The sequence below is a fragment of the Pseudoduganella violacea genome, from assembly GCF_014191875.1.
GTDB classification, from domain to species: domain Bacteria; phylum Pseudomonadota; class Gammaproteobacteria; order Burkholderiales; family Burkholderiaceae_D; genus Rugamonas; species Rugamonas violacea_A.
Genome location: NZ_JACHXD010000002.1, coordinates 493,308 through 513,982, shown reverse-complemented (window position 1 = coordinate 513,982; position 20,675 = coordinate 493,308). Strand labels below are relative to the sequence as shown.

The following is a 20,675-nucleotide window of genomic DNA, read 5'->3' as shown; positions in this document are numbered from 1 at the left end:
TCAAGGGGGCGGCTGGCGCCGGTAATTGAGCAGGATCTGCCGCATGGCCGCATCGAGTTCATTGCCGTCGTAGAGCCAGAGTTGCACCTTGGCGGCCGGGCAGGCATGGATGCGGCTCGGCGGCGGCAGCAGCTTGCCCAGCGTGTCCGGCGTGTAGGTGAACTGGTCGTTATGGCCGGGGTTGTTCAAAATCGCGAAATTATACTGGTATTCCGGATAGGCCTGGGGCCGGCGGACCGGGCCGATGGTCGACACCCAGAAGAACGGCTGCAGCGTGTTCCAGGTGGCCAGGATGGGATTATGGCGCGGCAGATAGTGGCTGACGGCGCGGCTGTTCCAGTAATCGGCGACGCCGGCTTTCAGCGGCACGCCCTGTTGTTCCGCCGCGGCCAGGCAGTCGGCCACGGTCTGGGCCAGGTCGGTGCGCACGGGCGGGTGGCGGTTGACGCGCACGGTCGAAGCCAGCAGGAACAGCGCCAGCAGCAGGGCCAGCCCCTCCAGCGTCCAGCGCAGGCGCGGGCCGCCGCATTCGAGCAGGATCACCGCCAGCATCAGCCCCAGCGTCAGCGGGAACACGAAGTAGCGGTAGCAGGCCGGATCGACGAAGGCGCCCGAGAGGATGACGCCGAGCAGATTGATCGGCAGCAGCAGCAGCAGGAAGGCGGCGCTGGCGCCCAGGCGCCAGTCGGCGGCGGCGCCAAAGTCGATGCGCAAGCCCTTGGCGTCGAGCTTCACCTGGCGCAGCAGGCGCCAGCCCAGGTAGGCGAAGGCCAGCAGCAGCAGCACGGCCAGCGCCTGGGTCAGGCGGTTGTCGGCGGCGAAGGCGGCCTTGGTGGCGCGCATGAACAGCTTCAGCGCGTTGGCGGCGGTGTCCGGGTTGGCCTCGACCTCGCCCTCGATCGGACGGTTGGGCAGCAGCACCTTGCCCAGCGCGCCGGCCAGCACTTCGGCGGCAGCCAGCAGGGCGCCCATGAGCAGCAGGCGCCGCCGCGCCAGGCGCTCGCTGCCTTGCAGGCGCAGCAGCAGCCAAGCCAGGCCGCACAGCAGCAAGGCGGGCACGGTGAAGCTGAGCGTGAACAGGCCGGTGGACAGGCTGGCAAGCGTGCCCAGCAACAGCAATTGCAGGGCCAGCAGGCGGCCGCCCTGGACCAGGTAGCGCTGATACAGCACCAGGCCGAGCAAGCCCAGGATCACGGCCGCGATATGGTTATTGGTGCTGTAAAAATACAGCCACATATTCGATCGCGCCGCCGTCAGCGTGACCAGGGCCAGCAGCAGCAGCAGCCAGGACTGGGCGCGCCGGCTCAGTCCCGGCGCCAGTTGGCGCGCCGTCCAGACGATGGTCCAGCCCAGCAGCAGCACCTGGATGGCGGACACCCAGAAGATGCGCGCCGGCGCGTCGGGCAGCACGAAATACGCGGCCAGATACAAGAGCATATCGGGGAAGAAGGAGGGCGCGCGCGCGAATTTCCACTCCGTCCACACCCCATGGTGCGTCAACAGATCGCTGGCCAAGGCATCGAGGAAAAGCGCATCGGTCTGGATAGCCGTCTTAAAGCGAAGCAGGGAAGCCGTGCCAGCCAGGATCAGCCAAACAATGAATATTCTTGCCTTGTCGCTCTTCATTGAACCACTTTGTTTCTTTGGATAAAAGTTGCGACATTATAAATCATCCCACCCCCACCTTTGATCTACCGCAAACAATGTCCACCCTGGTGTCAGGCACTGGAGTCAGACATTCTTTGATCCAGATCAGCAAATGTCCGACCGTGGTGCCTGACACCAGGGTGGACATTGTTTGTGGTAGATCAAAGGCGATGCGGGGCGGCCAGGCGTTACAATACCGGCTTCCTGAGTCTTGACTGGCAGTACTTATGAATATGGCAACAATCGAACAAGAAGGCGTGGCGGACGTGGTGGAAGCGGCGGCCCCAACTGGCCCGGATTTCGTCCACCTGCGGGTGCACTCGGAATATTCGATTGTGGACGGCCTGGTGCGCATCGACGACCTGGTCAAGTCGGCCGTCAAGGACAAGCAGGCGGCGCTGGCCGTGACCGACCTGGCCAATCTGTTCTGCATGGTGCGCTTCTACAAGGCGGCGCGCGGCAAGGGCATCAAGCCGGTGGTCGGGGTCGACGCCTGGATCACCAACGACGATAACCGCGACAAGCCTTCGCGCCTGCTGCTGCTGGCGAAAAACCGCATGGGTTATCTGCAGCTGTGCGAGCTGCTGTCGACCGCCTGGCTGACCAACCAGTACAAGGGCCGCGCCGAAATCCGCCTGGAGTGGTTGCAGGCGCTGGCCACCAATAGCTATGAGCTGCTGCCCGGCGAGAGCGGGGCGGGCGGCTTGATCGCCCTGTCCGGCGCCCAGTTCGGCGATATCGGCATGGCCATCGACAACGGCAATCTGGAACTGGCCGAGCGCAATGCGCAGAAGTGGGCGGCCATCTTCCCCGGCCATTTCTATCTCGAGATCCAGCGCGCCGGCCAGCCCAACCAGGAAGCCCAGGTGCGCCACTCGGTGGCGCTGGCCTCGAAACTGGGCTTGCCGGTGGTGGCCACCCATCCGGTGCAGTTCCTGTCGCAGGACGAGTTCATCGCCCACGAGGCGCGCATCTGTATCGCCGAAGGCGAGATGATGGCCAACGCCAAGCGCGTCAAGCGCTTCAATGAACAGATGCGTTTCCTGTCCCAGGCCGAGATGCGCGAGCTGTTCGCCGACCTGCCGGGCGCCCTGCAAAACTCGGTGGAAATCGCCAAGCGCTGCAACCTCACGCTCACGCTGGGCAAGCCGCAGCTGCCGAACTTCCCGACGCCGCCGGGCGTGACCATCGACGAGTACCTGGTCTCGGAATCGAAAGCCGGCCTGGAAAAGCGCCTGGAACACCTGTTCCCCGATCCGGTGGTGCGCGAAGCCAAGCGGCCGCGCTACGAGGAGCGCCTGAAGTTCGAGACCGATACCATCTGCAAGATGAAGTTCCCGGGCTACTTCCTGATCGTGGCCGAGTTTATCCAGTGGGCCAAGGAGAATGGCGTGCCGGTGGGGCCGGGCCGGGGCTCGGGCGCCGGTTCGCTGGTGGCGTACTGCCTCTTGATCACCGACCTCGATCCGCTGCAATACAATCTGCTGTTCGAGCGTTTCCTGAATCCCGAGCGGGTTTCCATGCCCGACTTCGATATCGACTTCTGCCAGGAAGGGCGCGACCGCGTCATCCAGCACGTCAAGGACTTGTACGGCAAGGAGGCGGTCTCGCAGATCGCCACCTTCGGCACCATGGCGGCCAAGGGCGCGATCCGTGACGTGGGCCGGGTGCTGGACTTCGGCTACACCTTCTGCGACGGCGTCTCCAAGCTGATTCCCTTCAAGCCCGGCAAGCCGGTGACGATCGCCGAAGCGATCGAGGAAGAGCCGATGCTCAAGGAGCGCCTGGAGGGCGAAGAAGAGGTGCGCCAGCTGCTCGACCTGGCGCAGCAGGTGGAAGGCATCACCCGCAATATCGGCATGCACGCCGGTGGCGTGCTGATCGCCCCGGGCAAGCTGACCGACTTCTGTCCGCTCTACACCCAGGGCGGCGACGGCGGCGTGGTGTCGCAATACGATAAGGACGATGTGGAGGCCGTCGGCCTGGTGAAGTTCGACTTCCTGGGCTTGACCACGCTGACCATTCTGGACCGGGCGGTGCGCTACATCCGCGATCTCGATCCCGCCATGGCCGACTTCGACCTGGCCAAGGTGACGCTGACCGACCGCGCTTCCTACGATCTGCTGACCAAGGCCAAGACGGTCGCCGTCTTCCAGCTGGAGTCGCGCGGCATGCAGGGCATGCTGAAAGACGCGCGCCCCGACCGCTTCGAGGACATTATCGCGCTGGTGGCGCTGTACCGCCCCGGTCCGATGGACCTGATTCCCGACTTCTGCAAACGCAAGCACGGCGAGAAATTCGACTATCCCGATCCGCGCACCGAGGGCATCCTGTCCGAAACCTACGGTATCATGGTGTACCAGGAGCAGGTGATGCAGATGGCGCAGATCATCGGCGGCTACTCGCTGGGCGGCGCCGACATGCTGCGCCGCGCGATGGGCAAGAAGAAGGCCGAGGAAATGGCCGAGCACCGCCAGATCTTCCGCGAGGGCGCGGCCAAGGGCGGCCTGACCATGGAAAAGGCCGACGAGATCTTCGACTTGATGGAGAAGTTCGCGGGCTACGGCTTCAATAAATCGCACGCCGCCGCTTACGCGCTGCTGTCCTACCACACGGCCTACCTCAAGCAGCACCATACCGCCGCCTTCATGGCAGCCAATATGTCGCTGGCCATGGACGACACCGACAAGGTGAAAATCCTGGTCGAGGATTCGATCGAGGTGTGCGGCCTGACCATGCTGCCGCCGGACATCAACCTGTCCGACTACCGCTTCCGTCCCGACGGTCCGCCGCCATCGGTCACGGGCAAGAAGGTGACGCAGATCCGCTACGGCCTCGGCGCGGTGAAAGGCTCGGGCCAGAACGCCATCGAGGCGGTGATCGCCGCGCGCGAGTCGGGCGGCCCGTTCACCAGCCTCTTTGACTTCTGCAAGCGCGTGGACAAGAAGCAGATCAACCGCCGCACCATCGAAGCCTTGATCCGCAGCGGCGCCTTCGACAGCTTCGGCGTCGACCGCGCCGTGCTGTTTGCCTCGGTCAGCTTCGCCATGGAGTGCGCCGACCAGGACGCGAAAGCGGCCAACCAGGTCAGCCTGTTCGGCGGCGAGGACAGCGACCTGGTGGCTCCGCCCGAATATGTCAAGGCCCAGCCCTGGAGCGACCGCCAGAAGCTGGCCGAAGAGAAGCTGGCGCTGGGCTTCTACCTGTCCGGCCATATGTTCGATTCCTTCGCCGGCGAGGCGCGCCGCTTTGCGCGCACCAAATTGTCGGAGTTGGAACCGTCGCGCGAGCCGCGCATGCTATGCGGCGTGATCACCGGCATCCGTCCCCAGATGACCCAGCGCGGCAAGCTGCTGATCGTCACGCTGGACGACAAGAGCGGCGTGGTCGAAGTCACCGTCTACAACGAGGTGTTCGAGCCGAACAAGCGCATGTTCAAGGAAGACGAGTTCCTGGCCGTGGTGGGCAAGGTGTCGGAAGACCGTTTCTCGGGCGGCTTGCGCATCTCGGCCGAGAAGGTGTTCGACATCGTCACGGCGCGCGTGCAGTACGGCCGCCAACTCGGCATGGCCCTGCCGGCCACGCTCGACAGCAAGAAGATCGCCGAAGTGCTGGCGCCGCACCGCAACCCGGCCGGTCTGCCGGTGGCCGCGCGCATCCAGCCGCAGGGCGTGAGCTGCGTGCTGCAGCTGGGCGATGAGTGGCGCGTGGCGCCGTCCGACGAGCTGAATCTGGCGCTGCAGCAGCAGCTCGGCGCCTCCGACGTGGCCATCGAGTACTAAGCCATGAAGGTCCTGTTCTTTTCGCACGACGGCAAGCTGGGGGACGCGGTGGTCAACACCGCGTTTGTGAACGGCCTGCTGAGCCACCATCCGGATTGCGAGATCCACGCCACGGTGGCCGGCGTGACCGACGCCTTCTGGACCCTGGATGGGCGCATCGCCAAGCGCTGGCCGCTGGCGCTACGTTCCTGGCGCGCCATCTGGCGCACCGGGCTGGCCATGCGGCGCGAGCGCTTCGACTACATCGTGACCTGGCGCCGCATGCGCAGCGAAAAGAACAAGGTCCTGCTGTGGCTGGCGCGGCCCGGCAAGGTGGTCGACCTGCGCGGTTTTTATGAAGACGGCTTGCAGCACCAGATCGAAACCAGCCGCAGCGCCGTGCGCGCCATCACGGGCCGGGACGTGGCCGAGCTGCGCTACGATCTGGCGCCGGTCGCACCTTGCCCCGAACTTGACCGCCAGCTCGCCGCCGGTGGCGAACTGATCGTGTTGAACCTGTTTGCCGCCGATGCCGAGCGCAATGTGCCGGCGGCGGCGGCGGCGGCCATGCTGCAAGGCTTGCGCGCCCAGGCGCCGCAAGCCCAGTTGGTGCTGGTCTGCACCAATGGCAGCGAGGCGGCGGCGCGCGCGGTGCTGGCCCAGGCCGGTGTGGACGGCTGCGCCGTCAATTGCGACGGCCACCTGGGCCGCCTGTTCGACCTGTGCAGCCGCGCCCATCTGCTGATCAGCCCGGATACCGCGCTGATCCACCTGGCCTCGGCTTTCGACACGCCGGTGATCGGCATCTACCAGAACAACCAGATCAAGCCGGTGCAATGGGGGCCGCGCTCATGCCGCAGCGCCATCGTGCTGTCGGACAGTCCCGACGATATCGCTTGCTTCTCGGTGGACGAGGTGCTGGACCAGGCGCGCCGGTTGCGCGCGCCCGAGTCCGATGCGGCTCAGCCCATATCTTTCAAGCCGGTGATCGCATAGCCTTTCAGGCCGATTTGCTGCACCAGCTGTTCGATATGGAATTGGGGCAGGGTGGCGGCGCTGTCGTCGACTTCCAGCGCCCGGGTTTCGGGTTGCCAATCGGTATTGATTGCTTCCTGGGGGATGGGTTTGCCTTCGGGCACGGCCAGGTATGAGAAATGGCCGTTGTGTTCGTGGCGGCGGTAAATGTCCAGACGCATTGCGTTTCCTCCCAGAATGGATTGATCGGCAGAACTCTGACAAAGCGGCCTCCTGGCGGAGGCGCCGCCTAAATTTTACTCCGCTCGCGCCGGCTTGGGCGCATTGCTTGCCGCTTGCAGCGCGGCGCCGAGGGCGGCGAACACGTCTTCCTGCATTTCATGGCGCTTGCGCGCTTCCGAACGCTTCTTCGATGGAATCTCTTCCATATTGGGGGCGGGCAGGGGGATGCAGTCGAGCGCGAAATCGCCGTCCGGGCGCAGGCGCGCTTCCATTTCTTGCCACAGGCCATCGTAATCGGCCAGCACCAGTCCCTTGCTCATGGAATGGCGCACGGCGCGGTTGGCATTGCTGACCAGGACCATTTCCTGGCAGCCGTAGAGATGGCCGAGCTGGCGCACCAGGCGCACCATCAAGCTCTTCGGACGCAGTCCATGCAGCTCGCGCGTCGCTTCGCGGTTCAATTCCAGGCCGCGTTCGCCTTGTGGTCCCTGGATGCAGCCGATGCCCACCGCCATCTGTCCGTTTGACTGGAAAAAGCTGAACGCCACCGAATACACCAGATCCTGGCCGGCGCGCAGTTGCAGCACCAGTTCGCCTTCACGCTCCATCGGCCACACGGTCTGCAGCTCGATCGCATAGGGCGCGCCGGATTTGCCGGCAAACTGGACTAAGGGCACGGCGCCGCGCGAGGCTTGCAGCGCCAGGCTGCCCCAGCCCTGTTCCAGCATGAAACGGTAATGGCTGGCCAGCAGGCTGGCGCGCTGGGCGCAATCGAGGTGGTGGCTCAGATAAGGGCGGTAAATCTTCAGGATCAGGCGCGGATGGGCCAGGGCCAGTTCGCGCAGCGCCGGATGCGAGTTGAGCATGGCCAGCCACTCGGCGGTCGGGCGGCGGTTGCGCCAGGCGCGCAGGCGCAGCTTGAGCGCATCGCGCACATAGTTCAGATTGAGGGGGGTGCCGCTGAGGCAGGTCTGTAGGGTAATCGACGACATGGCTACTTCCAATCCGGCTTATCCGGTTGCGCGGCTCAGGGGTGTCGTTACATGATAGCCACAAGCCGATACATTACGTTACAATGCGCGTGATGTTATCGCTAGGAATGAAAGTTGGCAATTAGAAAAAATCCTTACGGGTTTTGACTAGATGGATGTTCTGGACAGGATAAGGCTGGGAAGGCGCCCTCAAGCGTTTTCCTGGGATAAATAAGTAAAACACGTAGTGGCATGGCTGGGAGAGCCGGGAGTGCAAATTTGTCCACCAACTTGACCGTTTTTATTGTTGACGACGATCCCGCGGTGCGCGACGCGTTGGGCCTGCAACTGGGCGCGGCCGGTTACCGCATCGCCGTCTTCGCCAGCGGCGCCGCCTTCCTGCAAGCGTGGCGGCCGGACTGGAGCGGGTGTCTGCTGATCGACGTCCATATGGCCGAGCTGGACGGCTTGGCCCTGCAGCGCCGCCTGGTCGAACTCGGCTGCGAGATTCCGATGGTGCTGGTCGCCTGCGGCGGCGACGTCGGCATGGCGCGCGCCGCCTTCCGCGCCGGCGCGCTCGACTTCATCGACGACCCCTGCGACGCCGCCAAGCTGATGCCCGCCATCGAAGAAGCGTTCGCCCACGAAAGCCGGCACCGCAGCGCCCAGCTGCACAGCGCCGCCAGCCGCGAGCGCCTGAACGACCTGACCCCGCGCGAACGCGAAGTCATGCGCCTGGTCGTGGGCGGCCACCACAACCGCGAAATCGCCCCCCAGCTCGGCATCAGCGTGCGCACCGTCGAAGTGCACAAAGGCCGCCTGATGAGCAAGCTCGGCGTCGACAACGTGGCCGACCTGGTCCGCCTCTCCCTGCTCACCGGCGATTGATCCGCATCAAACAATGTCCACCCTGGTGTCAGGCGGGGCCGCCGAGGCACTGGAGTCGGACATTTTTTGATCTAGATCAGCAAATGTCCGACTCCAGTGCCTGACACCAGGGTGGGACATTTGTTGAGGAAGATCAAAGGAGTCAGGCCATGTCGCGCAGGCCGACGGTGGCCTGGGTGGTGCGGTCGGCGGCGCGCTGCAGGACGACGGCGCGGTTGCTGCTCTCCTGGTCGCGCTGGTTTTCCTTGTGCCAGAGGTGGAAGACTTCGGTGGCGCAGGCGCCATCCTTGCGCAGCACGCCGGCGTTGAACAGGCGGACCACGAGGTCGGAGTCTTCATGCCCCCAGCCGAGGAAGCTTTCGTCGAAGCCGTTCACCAGGTCGAGGTCGCGGCGCCAGACGGCCAGATTGCAGCTTTTGATGCGGCGCCAGCTGAAGCGCTTGCGGCGCCGCCCCAGGTCGGGCCAGGTAATCGCCGTTTGCAGGAATTTGTTGCTGTGGCCGGCCAGACGCAGGCGCAGGCGGCCCCACAGGCCCAGGCGCGGCAGGTCGAGATGCTCGGCCAGCAGCCGGGCCGTGTAATCCTGGCTCAGCAGCACGCGGCTGCCGGACACCAGATAGCCGGGCTCGGCCAGCTTGCGGTGCTGGGCCACGAAATGCCGCGGCGGAATGCAATCGCCATCCAAAAACACGATATAGTCGCCGCGCGCCGCCAGCGTGCCCAGGTTGCGCACGCGCGCCGCGCGGAAGCCTTCGTCCGGTTGCCAGACATGGGTCAAAGGCACGGGCGCGCGCGCTTTCAGGGCCGCGACCCGCTCTCGCGTGTTGTTCGTGGAGCCGTCATCAGCGATAATGATTTCGAAATTCCGGTCGTCCTGCGCAAAACACGCTTCCACCACGGCAGTCAGCGCATCGGGCCGGTTATATGTGGTGATAATGACGGAGATTGTTGACGCTTGCTGCATGAAGTCGATTGTGCCCGTGTTGATTTTATGCAAGTACAGCCTGCCTATTTAATGAATAATACCTTAACCAAGAGTCAAGCGAAGTCACCCGCCGTCATCTTTCTCCATTGCCTGCTGTTGTGTTTCCCCGCCCTGACCCTGCTCAGCAACTCCGGCACGGGTTTTTGCAGTTTTGCCTTCCTGCTGCTAGCCCTTGTATACCACAAGGCGGGCGGCGCGGCCCTGGGCCGCCATCTTAGCGAGATTCGCTGGGTTTTGACAGCCTTCGGCCTGGCCTTCCTGTTTGCCCTGAGCAGCCTGCTGCTGCATCCGGAATTGCAGCTGCGCTGGCTGGAAAAGCCCAGCCGCATGCTGGCCGCCGCCAGCGTGCTGCTGGTGGTGCTGGCGCTGCGGCCCAGCCGCCGCCTGTTCTGGCATGGCGTGATCCTGGGCGCCATCGCCGGCGCCGCGTTCATCGGCTACCAGCGCTGGGGCCTGGGCATGGAGCGTCCCGGCGGCCTGATCAATGCCATCACGTATGGCGACCTGATGCTCGCCGTTGGCCTGATGTGCCTGGCCGGCATGCTGGATTTCCGCGGCCGCGCCCTGTGGTGGCCGGCGCTGGGCGTGCTGGCCGGCCTGGTCGGCTCGGTGGCGACGGGCACGCGCGGCGGCTGGCTGGGCGCGCTGCTGGCCTTGCCGCTGCTGCTGTACTACGGCCGGCATATGCGCGGCAGCAAGGTGCTGGCCATCGGCGCCGCCGTGCTGACGCTGCTCACGGCCGTCTACCTGATTCCGCAGACCGGCTTGCGCGAGCGCGTGGCCGAGGGCGTCAACGATGTCAGCAGCTACTATAACGGCGGCAATGCCTTTACCAATGTCGGCGTGCGCCTGGAGCTGTGGAAGGGGGCGGGCATGCTGATCAGCCGCCATCCCTGGAGCGTGTCGAGTCCGCAGCAGATGCGCCAGGGCTTCGAGCAGGCCGTGGCCGAGCAGCGCCTCGATCCCTTCGTCTTGCAATTCGAGCACGTGCATAACGATGCCTTGCAGGCGGCCGTGTATGGCGGCTTGCCCGGTCTGCTGATCTGGGCCGCGACCCTGCTGCTGCCCTTGCTGTACTTCCTGCACCTGCTGCGCAGCCGCGAGGCCGACCGTCCCGGCGTGACGCCGCTGGCGCTGGCGGGCCTGCTGCTGGTGGTCGGCTATTTCAGCTTCGGCCTGACCGAGGTGATTTTCTGGACCATGCGCAGCAGCCTGTTCTACGCCCTGATGCTGTTCCTGATCATGGGCCTGTGCCTGAACGCGAAGGATGGCCATGACTGAACCCGCGCGCATCCTGGTCATCTCGCCCAACTGGATCGGCGACGCGGTGATGGCCCAGCCGTTGCTGCAATTGCTGCGCGCCGCCCACCCCGGCGCGCCCATCGACGTGCTGGCGCCGCCCGCCGTCACGCCGGCCTGGCGCCAGATGACGGAGGTGGCCGAGGTGCTGGAGACCCCGTTCCGCCACGGCGCGCTGCAGCTCAAGGAGCGCTGGAAGTATGCGCGCCTGCTGCGCCAGCGCGGCTATGCGGCCGCCTATGTGCTGCCGAATACGCTGAAATACGCCTTGATTCCCTGGCTGGCGGGCATTGCGCGCCGCGTCGGCTACAAGGGCGAGAGCCGTTATGGCTTGATCAATGTGATGCATTACGACGATGTGCCGCCGCGTCCCATGGTGCCGTTCTACGCCGCCTTGGCCGGTGCGCCGCGCGCGCCGCTGCGCGCCGACGTGCCGCGTCCGCGCATGGCGGTCACGCCGCAGCAGGCGGCGGCCGCCTGCGCCAAGACCGGCCTCGATGCGCAACGCCCGCTGCTGGTGTTTGCGCCGGGCGCCGAATTCGGCGCCGCCAAGCGCTGGCCGCCCGAGCATTTCGCCGCGCTGGCGCAAGCGATCCTGGCGCGCGACGCCTCGGCCCAGGTGGCGCTGCTCGGCTCGCCCAAGGACCGCGCAACCTGCGACGCCGTGCTGGCCGCCGCCGGCGCTGCCGCGTCCATCCACAATCTGGCGGGCCAGACCTCGCTGGCCGAAGCGATCGCCCTGATCGGCCACGCCGCGGCCGTGGTCAGCAACGATTCCGGCCTGCTGCATATCGCCTCGGCCCTGAACCGGCCGGTGGTGGCGCTTTACGGGCCGACCGATCCGGACCACGCGCCGCCATTCTCCGATCTGGCGGCCGCGCTGTCCCTGCGCCTGGAGTGTTCGCCCTGCCGCCAGCGTGAATGCCCGCTCGGCCACCAGGACTGCATGCGCAAGCTGGCGCCGCAACAAGTGTGGCAGACGCTGGAACCGATGCTGGCGGCAGCGCGCTAAACGGGTAGCAAGGCTTCATGTACAAACGCTTACCCATTACGTTCTGGGCGACGCTCTTCGTCACCGTGGTCTGTGTCTCGCTGCTGGCCAGCGATGCCTGGCGCAGCTGGAATGCGCGCGAGGTGCTGCTGGCCGACACCGAGCGCGCCGCCGCCAATCTGGCGCGCGCCATGGCGCAGCAGGCCGACGATACGATCAAGGCGGCCGACACCAGCCTGGCCGATGTGGTCGAGCGTCTCGAAGCCGATGGCCGCGGTGCGGCCGCGCTGGCGCGCCTGCACCGCGTGATGACGAGCCAGGTCGGCAACCTGTCCCAGCTCAATGGCTTGTATGCCTATGACGAGGAGGGCCGCTGGCTGGTCAACTCGCGTCCCGTGCTGGAAACGCGTTTCAATAACGCCGACCGCGAGTACTTCAAATACCACCGCGCCAATCCGGGCCGGGGGCCGTATATCGGCGTGCCCGTGATCAGCCGCTCCACCGGCAAATGGGTGCTGCCCGTATCGCGCCGCGTAAGCCATGCCGACGGCAGCTTTGCCGGCGTGGCCCTGGCCACCATCGATGTCGAGTACCTGAAGCGCTTCCAGCAAAGCCTGGACATCGGCAAGCATGGCGCCGTGATCCTGGTGTCGAACGGCGGCACGACGCTGCTGCGGCGGCCGTTCAGCCCCGAGCTGATGGGACGCGATCTGCGGACCTCGCCGCTGTACCAGGCGTATATGCAGGGCAAGGCCGGCACCGGCATCTGGCGTTCCACGCTCGACGGCGAGGTGCGCCTGAACAGTTTCCGCGCGCTGGACAACTATCCCCTGTTCGTCTCGGCCGCGCTGTCCAAGGACGAGGTGCTGGAACACTGGCGGCGCGACACCTTCCTGCATACGCTGGGCGTGGGCATGCTGGCCGTGCTGCTGGGCTTTTTCGGCCGGCGCCTGGTGCGCCAGATCCATCTGCGCCTGCAGGCCGAGCAGGAGCTGCTGCAGGCGCGCGACGCGCTGGAAAGCCTGAACCGCCAACTCGAGAAGATGGCCTTGCAGGATGGCTTGACCGGCCTGGCGAACCGGCGCCAGTTCGACGTCACCCTCGGCAATGAGTTCAGCCGCGCCATGCGCCAGGGCAGCGAGCTGGCCTTCATCATGATCGACGTCGACTACTTCAAGCAGTACAACGATTTGCAGGGCCACAGCGCCGGCGACGATTGCCTGCGCGCGCTGAGCCGCAGCATCCGCATGCAGACGCCCAAGCGTCCCGGCGACCTGGCCGCGCGCTACGGCGGCGAGGAAATCGGCGTGCTGCTGCCGAATACCGATGCCGAAGGCGCGCGCGCCGTGGCCGAGCGCATCCGCGCCGCCGTCGAGGCGCTGCAGATTCCCCATCCGGGCAGCCTGTTCCAGGTCGTGACGGTGAGCGCCGGCGTGGCCGCGCTCAAACCGCGGCGCGGCGTGGACCACGCCACCGCCTTGATCGAAGCGGCCGACCGCGCCTTGTACGCGGCCAAATCCGCCGGCCGCAATCGCATCGGCAGCGCCGCGTAATTCGTCGTATTCCCGTCGCGGCATATCGTCCGCCTTTATTGGCGCGCGCTTTGGTGCTACATTTTTCTCTCTGCGGGCAGGCAGGTTTTCTTTCATCTTGCAATGAGGAGGACGGGAAATGCGGCTGAGCGATTTCGGTATCCGGCAAAAACTCTACTTCGGCTTTGGCGCCGTTGGACTGATCCTGGCGCTGCTGCTGGGCAGCGCCTACACCAATCTGTCGCGCCTGGACGAGGCCAACGGCTGGAATAACCACACGCATGAAGTCATCGCGGAAACCCAGTTTCTGCTTGAAAGCCTGCTGAATATGGAAACCGGCGAACGCGGTTTCGCGCTCACTGGCGACGAAGCTGCGCTGGCGCCGCTGAGCGCCGGCCAGGCGGCCTTTAAAACCCATCTCGCCAAAACACGTTCGCTGACCGCCGATAATGCGCAGCAGCAGGAACGCCTGGGGCGGCTGGAGCAGGCGCAGGCCGAATGGTTCGCCAATGCCGTGCAGCCGGTGTTGACGCTGCGCCGCGCCGCCACCGACCAGGCCGGCCTGGAGGCCGTGCTGGCGTTCGAGAAGGCGGGCAAGGGCCGCGCCGGCATGGATGGCATGCGCGCCCTGCTCAGCGATATCGGCGGCGCCGAACAAGGCCTGCTCGAGCAGCGCGCCCGCGATGCGTTGGCCTTGCAGCGCTTGACCAACAATACCTTGCTGTTCGGCGGCCTGCTGGCCGTCGGCCTGGCCATGCTGCTGGCGCGCATGCTGAGCCGCGCCATCGTGCCGCCGCTGGAGCAGGCGGTGGCCATTGCGCGCCAGGTGGCGGCGGGCGATTTGAGCGGCACCATCCGCGCCGAGTCGCGCGACGAGACGGGGCAGATGATGCTGGCGCTGGCCGAGATGAAGCAAAGCCTGCTGAACATTGTGGGCGAGGTGCGCAAGGGCACCGACACCATCGCCACCGCCACCGGCGAAATCGCGCGCGGCAACCAGGACCTGTCGGCGCGCACCGAGCAGCAAGCCAGCTCGCTGGAGGAAACCGCATCCTCGATGGAGGAACTGACCGGCACCGTGCGCCAGAACGCCGACAATGCGCGCGCCGCCAACCAGCTGGCCTCGGCCGCATCCGACGTGGCGCGCAAGGGCGGCGCGGTGGTGAACCAGGTGGTGGGCACCATGGATGCGATCAAGGCCTCGTCCAGCAATGTGGTGGACATCATTGGCGTGATCGACAGCATCGCCTTCCAGACCAATATCCTGGCGCTCAACGCGGCGGTGGAAGCGGCGCGCGCCGGCGAGCAGGGGCGGGGCTTTGCCGTGGTGGCGACCGAGGTGCGCAATCTGGCGCAGCGCTCGGCCACGGCGGCCAAGGAGATCAAGGCGCTGATCGACGACTCGGTGAGCAAGGTGGAGGACGGCAGCCGCCTGGTGAACCAGGCCGGCGAAACGATGGCGGAGCTGGTGGCCAGCGTGGAGCGGGTCACCACCATCATCGAGGATATCGCCAGCGCCAGCAGCCAGCAGATCGGCGGCATCGAGCAGATCAACGCCGCCATCACGCAGATGGATACGGTGACGCAGCAGAACGCGGCGCTGGTGGAGCAGGCGGCGGCCGCGGCGGAGGCCTTGCAGGAGCAGGCGTCCAATCAGTCGCAGGTGGTCAGTGTGTTCCGCCTCGACGAGGCCTTGCTGGCGCACGCCGCCGTGCACCGCCCGTCCGCGCCGCGTCCCGCCGCCGCGATTGCCGGACGTAAAGCGCCGGCGCGCAAGGCGCTGGCCGGTACCGGCGCCCGCCGCGCGGCGCATCCCGAAGCCGGGGCGCGGGCTAAAACCGCTGCCGCGGCCAAACCCGCTGCCGACGACTGGGAAGAGTTCTAAGCCGCCGCGCGCTGGCATTTTGCTGGGCTGCTAAAATGGATTGCCCATCCAAGCCGATGCGCGCAATGATGTTTGAGCCTGGTTCGAGGAAAGTTAATGCCGGATTTTGATCATTTAGACGACTTCTCAGTGTTGCTTCGAAGATTTGACGAGAAATTCACGAAGCTGAGAAAGAAGGTTCATCGAGTCCTGGAGAATAATCTGGATGAACAGTCTTACGATATTTATGTCAACTCGATTTTGATAGATTGCCGGGCTTTATTCATCGAGAATATCCGGTACAAGCATAACTGCACGATTCAGAATTTCTACAAAGTGACGCAGCAGCCGGACTTTGCGCAAGCCATTGATGCGCATTTTGATGGCTTGACATCCGGTGGTCTGACTTTGCGTGAAGTCATAAAGAGCTGGGTTGACCGGCATCTGGTGCACTTCGATTTCGTTGATGAAAAAACGGAACAAGCGCACTTCGATGACCTGGCCTCAGTTCTTGATCGAAGAACGATAGCTAATCTGTTCGTGGATATTTTGCTCATTGCGCAGCAATACAGCGAATACCGCTTATTCCTGCATCAGCAGGCATATGCCGTCTGTGAAGCATTGACGGGGGATGGATGACTATCGTGGGAAAATCATCACATTAAGATGACGTCGTACTGTTCCTGGTGGTAGGCCGTTTCGACCTGCAGCGAAATCTTCTTGCCGATGAAATCGCCCAGCATGGCCAGGTGTTGCGATTCCTCTTCGAGGAACATATCGACCACTTCCTGCGAGGCGAGGATGCGGAATTCGCGCGGATTGAACTGCTTTGCTTCGCGCAGCAGTTCGCGCAGGATTTCGTAGCAGATGGTGCGCGAGGTCTTGACCTGGCCCTTGCCGGTGCAGGCGGGGCAGGGTTCGCACAGGATATGGGCCAGCGATTCGCGCGTGCGCTTGCGCGTCATCTCGACCAGGCCGAGCGCCGAGAAGCCGCTGATCGAGACCTTGGTGCGGTCGCGCGACAGGGCTTTCTTCAATTCGGCCAGCACGGCGTTGCGGTGCTCGGCGTTCTCCATATCGATGAAATCGAGGATGATGATGCCGCCCAGATTGCGCAGGCGCAGCTGGCGCGCGATGGCGTGCGCCGCTTCCAGATTGGTCTTGAAGATGGTGTCGGCGAAATTGCGCCCGCCCACATAGCCGCCGGTGTTGACGTCGATGGTGGTCATGGCCTCGGTCTGGTCGACGATCAGGTAGCCGCCCGACTTCAGGTCGACGCGGCGGCCCAGGGCGCGCTGGATTTCCTCTTCCACGCCATACAGGTCGAACAGCGGACGCTCGCCGGTGTAGTGCTGCAGGCGCGGCAGCACGCTCGGGGTGTAGGTGGCGCCGAATTCGGACAGGGCCAGGTAGTTTTCGCGCGAGTCGACCTGGATGGTCGCGGTCTCGTCGTGCACGAAGTCGCGCAGCACGCGCTGGGCCAGGTTCAAGTCCTGGTGCAGCAGGCTGGTGGGCGGGCGGGTGCGCGCGCCGTGCGTGATGGCGGCCCAGGTCTTGCGCAGGTATTCGATGTCGGCCTGCAGGTCGGTGTCGCTGGCGTCTTCGGCCTGGGTGCGCACGATGTAGCCGCCTTTTTCCTCGGCCGGCACCAGGCTTTGCATGCGCGCGCGCAGCGATTCGCGCTCGGTTTCCTTCTCGATTTTCTGCGAGATGCCGATGTGCGAGTCCTGCGGCAGATACACCAGCATGCGGCCGGCGATCGAGATCTGGGTCGACAGGCGCGCGCCCTTGGTGCCGATGGGGTCCTTGATGACCTGTACCGTCAGCACCTGGCCGTCGTACAGCAGTTTTTCGATCGGCGTGGGCGCGGCGTTCTGGCCGTCGTGCGGACGGGCTTCCCAGATGTCGGCCACGTGCAGGAAGGCGGCGCGTTCCAGGCCGATGTCGATGAAGGCGGACTGCATCCCCGGCAGCACGCGCACCACCTTGCCGGAATAGACGTTGCCGGCCAAGCCGCGCGTCAGGGTGCGTTCGATATGCAGTTCCTGCACGGCGCCTTGCAGGATCAGGGCAACCCGCGTTTCCTGCGGCGTGATATTAATGAGGATGTCTTCAGTCATGGGCGCCTTCAGGGCAGGGGCAGGCCGGCCTGGCGCAGCAGCTGCGCCGTTTCAAACAGGGGCAGACCCATGATGCCGGAATGGCTGCCTTCGATATGTTCAACGAACAGGGCGGCCAAGCCCTGGATGCCGTAGGCGCCGGCCTTGTCGTAAGGTTCGCTGGTGGCGCAGTAAGCCTGGATCGAGGCCGGCGAGAGCGCGCCGAAGCGCACGTCCGACACCTGGGTGATCTGGCCGGCGAAATCGCGATGGCGCACGGCGACCGCCGTCAGCACCTGGTGGGTGCGGCCGGAGAGCTGCTGCAGCATGGCGATGGCTTCGGCCGTATTGGCCGGTTTGCCGAGGATGGCGCCGTCGATGGACACGGTGGTGTCGGCCGACAGCACCGGGCGGTGCACCAGATGGCGGCGCTGCACCAGGTTCCAGGCGAAATCGGCTTTTTCCATGGCGACCCGGCCCACATAGGCGTAGGCGTCCTCGTTGGGAATGACTTCCTCGGTCACGTCGGCGCCGCGCGGGCCGTCGCTGCGCAGCAGCAGCAGCTCGAAGTCCACGCCGATCTGGCGCAGCAGTTCGCGCCGGCGCGGGCTTTTGGAAGCGAGATAGATTTTCTTGTCGACCGGTTTCATCGGAGTCTTTTTATTCGAATTACACGCGATGATACGGGTGATTCTGCGTAATTGTCCACGCCCGATACAGCTGCTCGGCCAGCATCACGCGCACCATGCCGTGCGGCAGGGTCATGCTGGAGATGCGGATCAAGCCTTCGGCCCTGGCTTTCAATTCGGGATCGAGGCCGTCGGCGCCGCCGATCAGGAAGGCGGTATCGCGCCCATCCTGCTGCCATTGCTGCAATTGCTGCGACAGGCCGACGCTGGTCAAATCCTTGCCGCGTTCATCGAGCGCGATGATGCGCACCGATTTCGGCAGGGCCGCCTCGATGCGCTCGCGTTCCAGCGCCATGGCCGTGGCGGCCGTCTTGCTGCCGGAACGCTCGACCGGCTTGATTTCCTTGAGCACGATGCGCAGCTCGGGGGGCATGCGCTTCGTGTACTCGGCAAAACCGCTTTCGATCCAGGCCGGCATTTTGTGGCCGACCGCGGCGATAATCAGCTGCACGCCTTACTCGGCTGCGGGCTTTTTGATGCGCTTGATGACGGTCTTGGCCGGCGCCTCGGCTGCCTTGGCGGCGGATTTGGCCTTGGCTTCCTTGGCTGCCTTGGCCGAGGCCACGGAAGTCTTGGAGGCGGCAACCTTCACCTTCTTGCCTTCCGGCGCCTCGACGGCCGGCGTGGCTTTCTTCGCGGCTTTCTTGGCGGCGGCGCCGGCAGCGGCGGCGGCCTTCACGGTGCCAGGCTTGCGCGCCGGCGCGGCCTTTTTCTCGATCACGGCTTCGGCCGACTTGGCCGCTTTGGACGCGGCCAGGTGGCCCGATTTCTTTTTCGGCGCGGCTTCGGCTTCGGTGGCGGCCTTGCCTTCGGCCGAGGACTTGCGCTTGGCGGCGCCCAGCTTGACCGGCTTCTCGCCCCAGATTTCTTCCAGACGGTAGTAGGCGCGGATCGGCGCCTGCATGATGTGGACGATCATATCGCCCAGGTCGACCAGCACCCATTCACCGGTGTCTTCACCCTCGACGCCGATCACGTCGCCGCCGGCTTCCTTGACCTTGTCGCGCACGGACGCGGCCAGCGCTTTGGTCTGGCGGTTGGAGGTACCGGAGGCGATGCAGATGCGGTCGAATAGGCTGGTGAGACCCGTCGTGTCGAACATGACGATGTCCTGGGCTTTCACGTCTTCCAGAGCATCAACGACGGTGGTTTGCAGTTTTTTGATATCCATTTAATTCTTATAAAGATTATGTTGTTCAATATAGTCTAGCACTACCGGCGGGATAAGCGAGGCCGCCCTCTCCCCCCGTTGTAATGCAGCACGAATGGCGGTGGCCGAGATATCCTCGGCCAGATCGGCGGCCAGACAAGTCAGGCCGGCCGCTGCGCCGCGCAGCCGGGAAGGGCTGGCCAGGCGGCGCTGGAATTGCTCTGCGACGGCGGTCGGCACGCTGGCATCGTCCAGCGCAAAGCCGGGCCGCGCCGCCACGCAGAAGTGGGCCAGTTCAAACAGGGTGGACCATTCCTGCCAGCTGTCCAGGTTTTGCAGCTGGTCCGCTCCCATCAGGAAGCACAGCGACACGTCGGCGCCGACTTCGGCCCGGATCGCGCGCAGGGTGTCGATGGTGTACGTCGCCTTGCCACGGGCGATTTCCTGGCGGTCGATCAGCACCGGGAAGGGCAGTCCGGCAAACGCCAGTGCCACCATTTCCGCCCGCTGCTCGGGTGTCGCCTGCAGCGCCGCCTTCTGCCAGGGCAGGCTGGGGATCACGCGCAACTGGTCGGCGCCCAGCAGCTGCATGAAATGGGCGCCGAGGGCCAGATGGCCCTTGTGCACCGGATCGAAGGTACCTCCCAGCAGGGCGATGCAGGCGTTCACTCAGCCAGCCAGTCGCGGTGCGGCAGGAAGTCGGTGTACAGCGCGGCCTCCGGCGAGCCGTCCGCCGGATGCCAGTCGTAGCGCCATTGCGCCTGCGGCGGCATCGACATCAGAATCGCTTCGGTGCGGCCGCCCGACTGCAGGCCGAACAGGGTGCCGCGGTCGAACACCAGGTTGAATTCGACGTAGCGCCCGCGCCGGTAAGCCTGGAAGCCGCGTTCGCGCTCGCCGTAAGGCGTATCCTTGCGCGCGTTCAGCACCGGCAGGTAGGCGGCGAGGAAGGCGTCGCCCACGCTACGCACCATGGCGAAGCTCTGCTCGAAACCGAGTTCGTTGAAGTCGTCGAAGAAAATGCCGCCCACGCCGCGCGCTTCCTTGCGGTGCTTGAGGTAGAAGTAATCGTCGCACCACTTCTTGAAGCGCGGGTAAAGCGTCTCGCCGAACGGCGCCAGCGCGTCATGGCAGCTCTGGTGGAAGTGGCGCGCATCGCCGGCATTGCCGTAGAAGGGCGTCAGGTCCATGCCGCCGCCGAACCACCATACCGGCTTGCCTTCGGTGGTGCTGGTGGTGAAAAAGCGCACATTGAAGTGCACCGTCGGCGCGTACGGATTGCGCGGATGCAGCACCAGCGACACGCCCATCGCCTCCCAAGCGCGCCCGTTCAATTCAGGACGGTGGGCGGCGGCCGACGGCGGCAGCTTCTCGCCCATCACGTGGGAGAAATTGCAGCCGCCGCGTTCCAGCGCATGGCCTTCTTCGATCAGGCGCGTGATGCCGCCGCCGCCTTCCTCGCGCTGCCACTCGTCGCGCAGGAAGGGACGGCCGTCGGCCTGCTCCAGGCCTTGCACGATGCGTTCTTGCAGATCCAGCAGATAGGCCTTGACGGCGGCGGGGGAGGGCATGGCGGCAGCTGTGTTCATTTTTGTGCTTGTT

The 20,675-nt window shown here is 65.0% G+C and carries 18 protein-coding genes; 8 read left to right on the top strand and 10 right to left on the bottom strand.

Annotated features, from left to right (window positions below; translation table 11 throughout):
* Window positions 1–1,626 carry a hypothetical protein gene (locus FHS03_RS05345; RefSeq protein WP_183439959.1) on the bottom strand — a complete coding sequence of 542 codons (1,626 nt, stop codon included), beginning with the start codon at window positions 1,624–1,626 and terminating at the stop codon, window positions 1–3.
* A 248-nt stretch (window positions 1,627–1,874) separates the two neighbouring features.
* Between FHS03_RS05345 and dnaE the strand changes: the two genes are divergently transcribed.
* Window positions 1,875–5,429, top strand: coding sequence for a DNA polymerase III subunit alpha (gene dnaE / locus FHS03_RS05340; RefSeq protein WP_183439958.1), 3,555 nt, complete (start codon window positions 1,875–1,877; stop codon window positions 5,427–5,429).
* Window positions 5,430–5,432: 3 nt separating this feature from the next.
* The gene (locus tag FHS03_RS05335) at window positions 5,433–6,404 is read left to right on the top strand and encodes a glycosyltransferase family 9 protein (RefSeq protein WP_183439957.1); all 972 of its coding nucleotides are present in this window, start codon (window positions 5,433–5,435) and stop codon (window positions 6,402–6,404) included.
* On the opposite strand, the gene FHS03_RS05330 is transcribed toward FHS03_RS05335, so the two are convergent.
* Both FHS03_RS05330 and FHS03_RS05325 read right to left on the bottom strand, forming a co-directional pair.
* On the bottom strand, window positions 6,371–6,604 hold the full coding sequence (locus FHS03_RS05330) for a DUF6139 family protein (RefSeq protein ID WP_050411701.1): 234 nt from the start codon (window positions 6,602–6,604) through the stop codon (window positions 6,371–6,373). The genes FHS03_RS05335 and FHS03_RS05330 overlap by 34 nt on opposite strands.
* Window positions 6,605–6,679: 75 nt before the next feature.
* Window positions 6,680–7,597 (bottom strand): VirK/YbjX family protein, encoded by a 918-nt coding sequence (locus FHS03_RS05325; RefSeq protein ID WP_183439956.1) that lies wholly within the window; start codon window positions 7,595–7,597, stop codon window positions 6,680–6,682.
* Window positions 7,598–7,855: 258 nt separating this feature from the next.
* On the opposite strand from FHS03_RS05325, the gene FHS03_RS05320 reads away from it, so the two are divergent.
* The gene (locus FHS03_RS05320; protein ID WP_221208045.1) at window positions 7,856–8,464 is read left to right on the top strand and encodes a response regulator transcription factor; all 609 of its coding nucleotides are present in this window, start codon (window positions 7,856–7,858) and stop codon (window positions 8,462–8,464) included.
* Between the two features lie 142 nt (window positions 8,465–8,606).
* Here the strand turns inward: FHS03_RS05320 and FHS03_RS05315 are convergent, their stop codons facing one another.
* Complete coding sequence (locus FHS03_RS05315; protein ID WP_229426064.1) at window positions 8,607–9,461, bottom strand: glycosyltransferase family 2 protein; 855 nt, start codon at window positions 9,459–9,461, stop codon at window positions 8,607–8,609.
* An 18-nt stretch (window positions 9,462–9,479) separates the two neighbouring features.
* Here FHS03_RS05315 and FHS03_RS05310 point away from each other — a divergent pair, with 18 nt between their 5' ends.
* The 5 genes from FHS03_RS05310 to FHS03_RS05290 all read left to right on the top strand — a co-directional run bounded on the left by FHS03_RS05310 (window position 9,480) and on the right by FHS03_RS05290 (window position 15,774).
* A complete protein-coding gene (locus FHS03_RS05310; protein WP_183439954.1) occupies window positions 9,480–10,730 on the top strand; it encodes an O-antigen ligase family protein in 1,251 nt (416 codons plus the stop codon).
* Entirely contained in the window at window positions 10,723–11,760 is a 1,038-nt protein-coding gene (waaF, locus tag FHS03_RS05305) for a lipopolysaccharide heptosyltransferase II (RefSeq protein ID WP_183439953.1), read from the top strand. The genes FHS03_RS05310 and waaF overlap by 8 nt, the downstream gene beginning before the upstream one ends.
* 17 nt (window positions 11,761–11,777) lie before the next feature.
* The gene (locus FHS03_RS05300) at window positions 11,778–13,292 is read left to right on the top strand and encodes a sensor domain-containing diguanylate cyclase (protein ID WP_183439952.1); all 1,515 of its coding nucleotides are present in this window, start codon (window positions 11,778–11,780) and stop codon (window positions 13,290–13,292) included.
* Between the two features lie 118 nt (window positions 13,293–13,410).
* Window positions 13,411–15,156, top strand: coding sequence for a methyl-accepting chemotaxis protein (locus tag FHS03_RS05295; RefSeq protein WP_183439951.1), 1,746 nt, complete (start codon window positions 13,411–13,413; stop codon window positions 15,154–15,156).
* Between the two features lie 96 nt (window positions 15,157–15,252).
* The gene (locus FHS03_RS05290; RefSeq protein WP_183439950.1) at window positions 15,253–15,774 is read left to right on the top strand and encodes a hypothetical protein; all 522 of its coding nucleotides are present in this window, start codon (window positions 15,253–15,255) and stop codon (window positions 15,772–15,774) included.
* Between the two features lie 17 nt (window positions 15,775–15,791).
* Here FHS03_RS05290 and rng read toward each other — a convergent pair whose 3' ends face one another.
* From rng to hemF, 6 genes are read right to left on the bottom strand one after another with little or no spacing between them, the layout of a single operon-like run.
* Window positions 15,792–17,255 carry a ribonuclease G gene (gene rng / locus FHS03_RS05285; protein WP_183439949.1) on the bottom strand — a complete coding sequence of 488 codons (1,464 nt, stop codon included), beginning with the start codon at window positions 17,253–17,255 and terminating at the stop codon, window positions 15,792–15,794.
* Between the two features lie 8 nt (window positions 17,256–17,263).
* The gene (locus tag FHS03_RS05280) at window positions 17,264–17,884 is read right to left on the bottom strand and encodes a Maf family protein (protein ID WP_183439948.1); all 621 of its coding nucleotides are present in this window, start codon (window positions 17,882–17,884) and stop codon (window positions 17,264–17,266) included.
* A 19-nt stretch (window positions 17,885–17,903) separates the two neighbouring features.
* Window positions 17,904–18,374: a 23S rRNA (pseudouridine(1915)-N(3))-methyltransferase RlmH gene (gene rlmH, locus FHS03_RS05275; protein ID WP_050411710.1), complete on the bottom strand. Its 471-nt coding sequence runs from the start codon at window positions 18,372–18,374 to the stop codon at window positions 17,904–17,906.
* Between the two features lie 3 nt (window positions 18,375–18,377).
* A complete protein-coding gene (gene rsfS / locus FHS03_RS05270; RefSeq protein WP_183439947.1) occupies window positions 18,378–19,094 on the bottom strand; it encodes a ribosome silencing factor in 717 nt (238 codons plus the stop codon).
* Window positions 19,095–19,742: a nicotinate-nucleotide adenylyltransferase gene (nadD, locus tag FHS03_RS05265; RefSeq protein WP_183439946.1), complete on the bottom strand. Its 648-nt coding sequence runs from the start codon at window positions 19,740–19,742 to the stop codon at window positions 19,095–19,097.
* Complete coding sequence (hemF, locus tag FHS03_RS05260; RefSeq protein ID WP_183439945.1) at window positions 19,739–20,662, bottom strand: oxygen-dependent coproporphyrinogen oxidase; 924 nt, start codon at window positions 20,660–20,662, stop codon at window positions 19,739–19,741. The genes nadD and hemF overlap by 4 nt, the downstream gene beginning before the upstream one ends.
* Window positions 20,663–20,675 lie beyond the last annotated feature (13 nt).

Coding starts and splice junctions, on each gene's coding strand:
- FHS03_RS05345 (WP_183439959.1), bottom strand. CDS start 1,626: ATGAAGAGCGACAAGGCAAGAATATTCATTGTTTGGCTGATCCTGGCT.
- dnaE (WP_183439958.1), top strand. CDS start 1,875: ATGAATATGGCAACAATCGAACAAGAAGGCGTGGCGGACGTGGTGGAA.
- FHS03_RS05335 (WP_183439957.1), top strand. CDS start 5,433: ATGAAGGTCCTGTTCTTTTCGCACGACGGCAAGCTGGGGGACGCGGTG.
- FHS03_RS05330 (WP_050411701.1), bottom strand. CDS start 6,604: ATGCGTCTGGACATTTACCGCCGCCACGAACACAACGGCCATTTCTCA.
- FHS03_RS05325 (WP_183439956.1), bottom strand. CDS start 7,597: ATGTCGTCGATTACCCTACAGACCTGCCTCAGCGGCACCCCCCTCAAT.
- FHS03_RS05310 (WP_183439954.1), top strand. CDS start 9,480: ATGAATAATACCTTAACCAAGAGTCAAGCGAAGTCACCCGCCGTCATC.
- waaF (WP_183439953.1), top strand. CDS start 10,723: ATGACTGAACCCGCGCGCATCCTGGTCATCTCGCCCAACTGGATCGGC.
- FHS03_RS05300 (WP_183439952.1), top strand. CDS start 11,778: ATGTACAAACGCTTACCCATTACGTTCTGGGCGACGCTCTTCGTCACC.
- FHS03_RS05295 (WP_183439951.1), top strand. CDS start 13,411: ATGCGGCTGAGCGATTTCGGTATCCGGCAAAAACTCTACTTCGGCTTT.
- FHS03_RS05290 (WP_183439950.1), top strand. CDS start 15,253: ATGCCGGATTTTGATCATTTAGACGACTTCTCAGTGTTGCTTCGAAGA.
- rng (WP_183439949.1), bottom strand. CDS start 17,255: ATGACTGAAGACATCCTCATTAATATCACGCCGCAGGAAACGCGGGTT.
- FHS03_RS05280 (WP_183439948.1), bottom strand. CDS start 17,884: ATGAAACCGGTCGACAAGAAAATCTATCTCGCTTCCAAAAGCCCGCGC.
- rsfS (WP_183439947.1), bottom strand. CDS start 19,094: ATGGATATCAAAAAACTGCAAACCACCGTCGTTGATGCTCTGGAAGAC.
- hemF (WP_183439945.1), bottom strand. CDS start 20,662: ATGAACACAGCTGCCGCCATGCCCTCCCCCGCCGCCGTCAAGGCCTAT.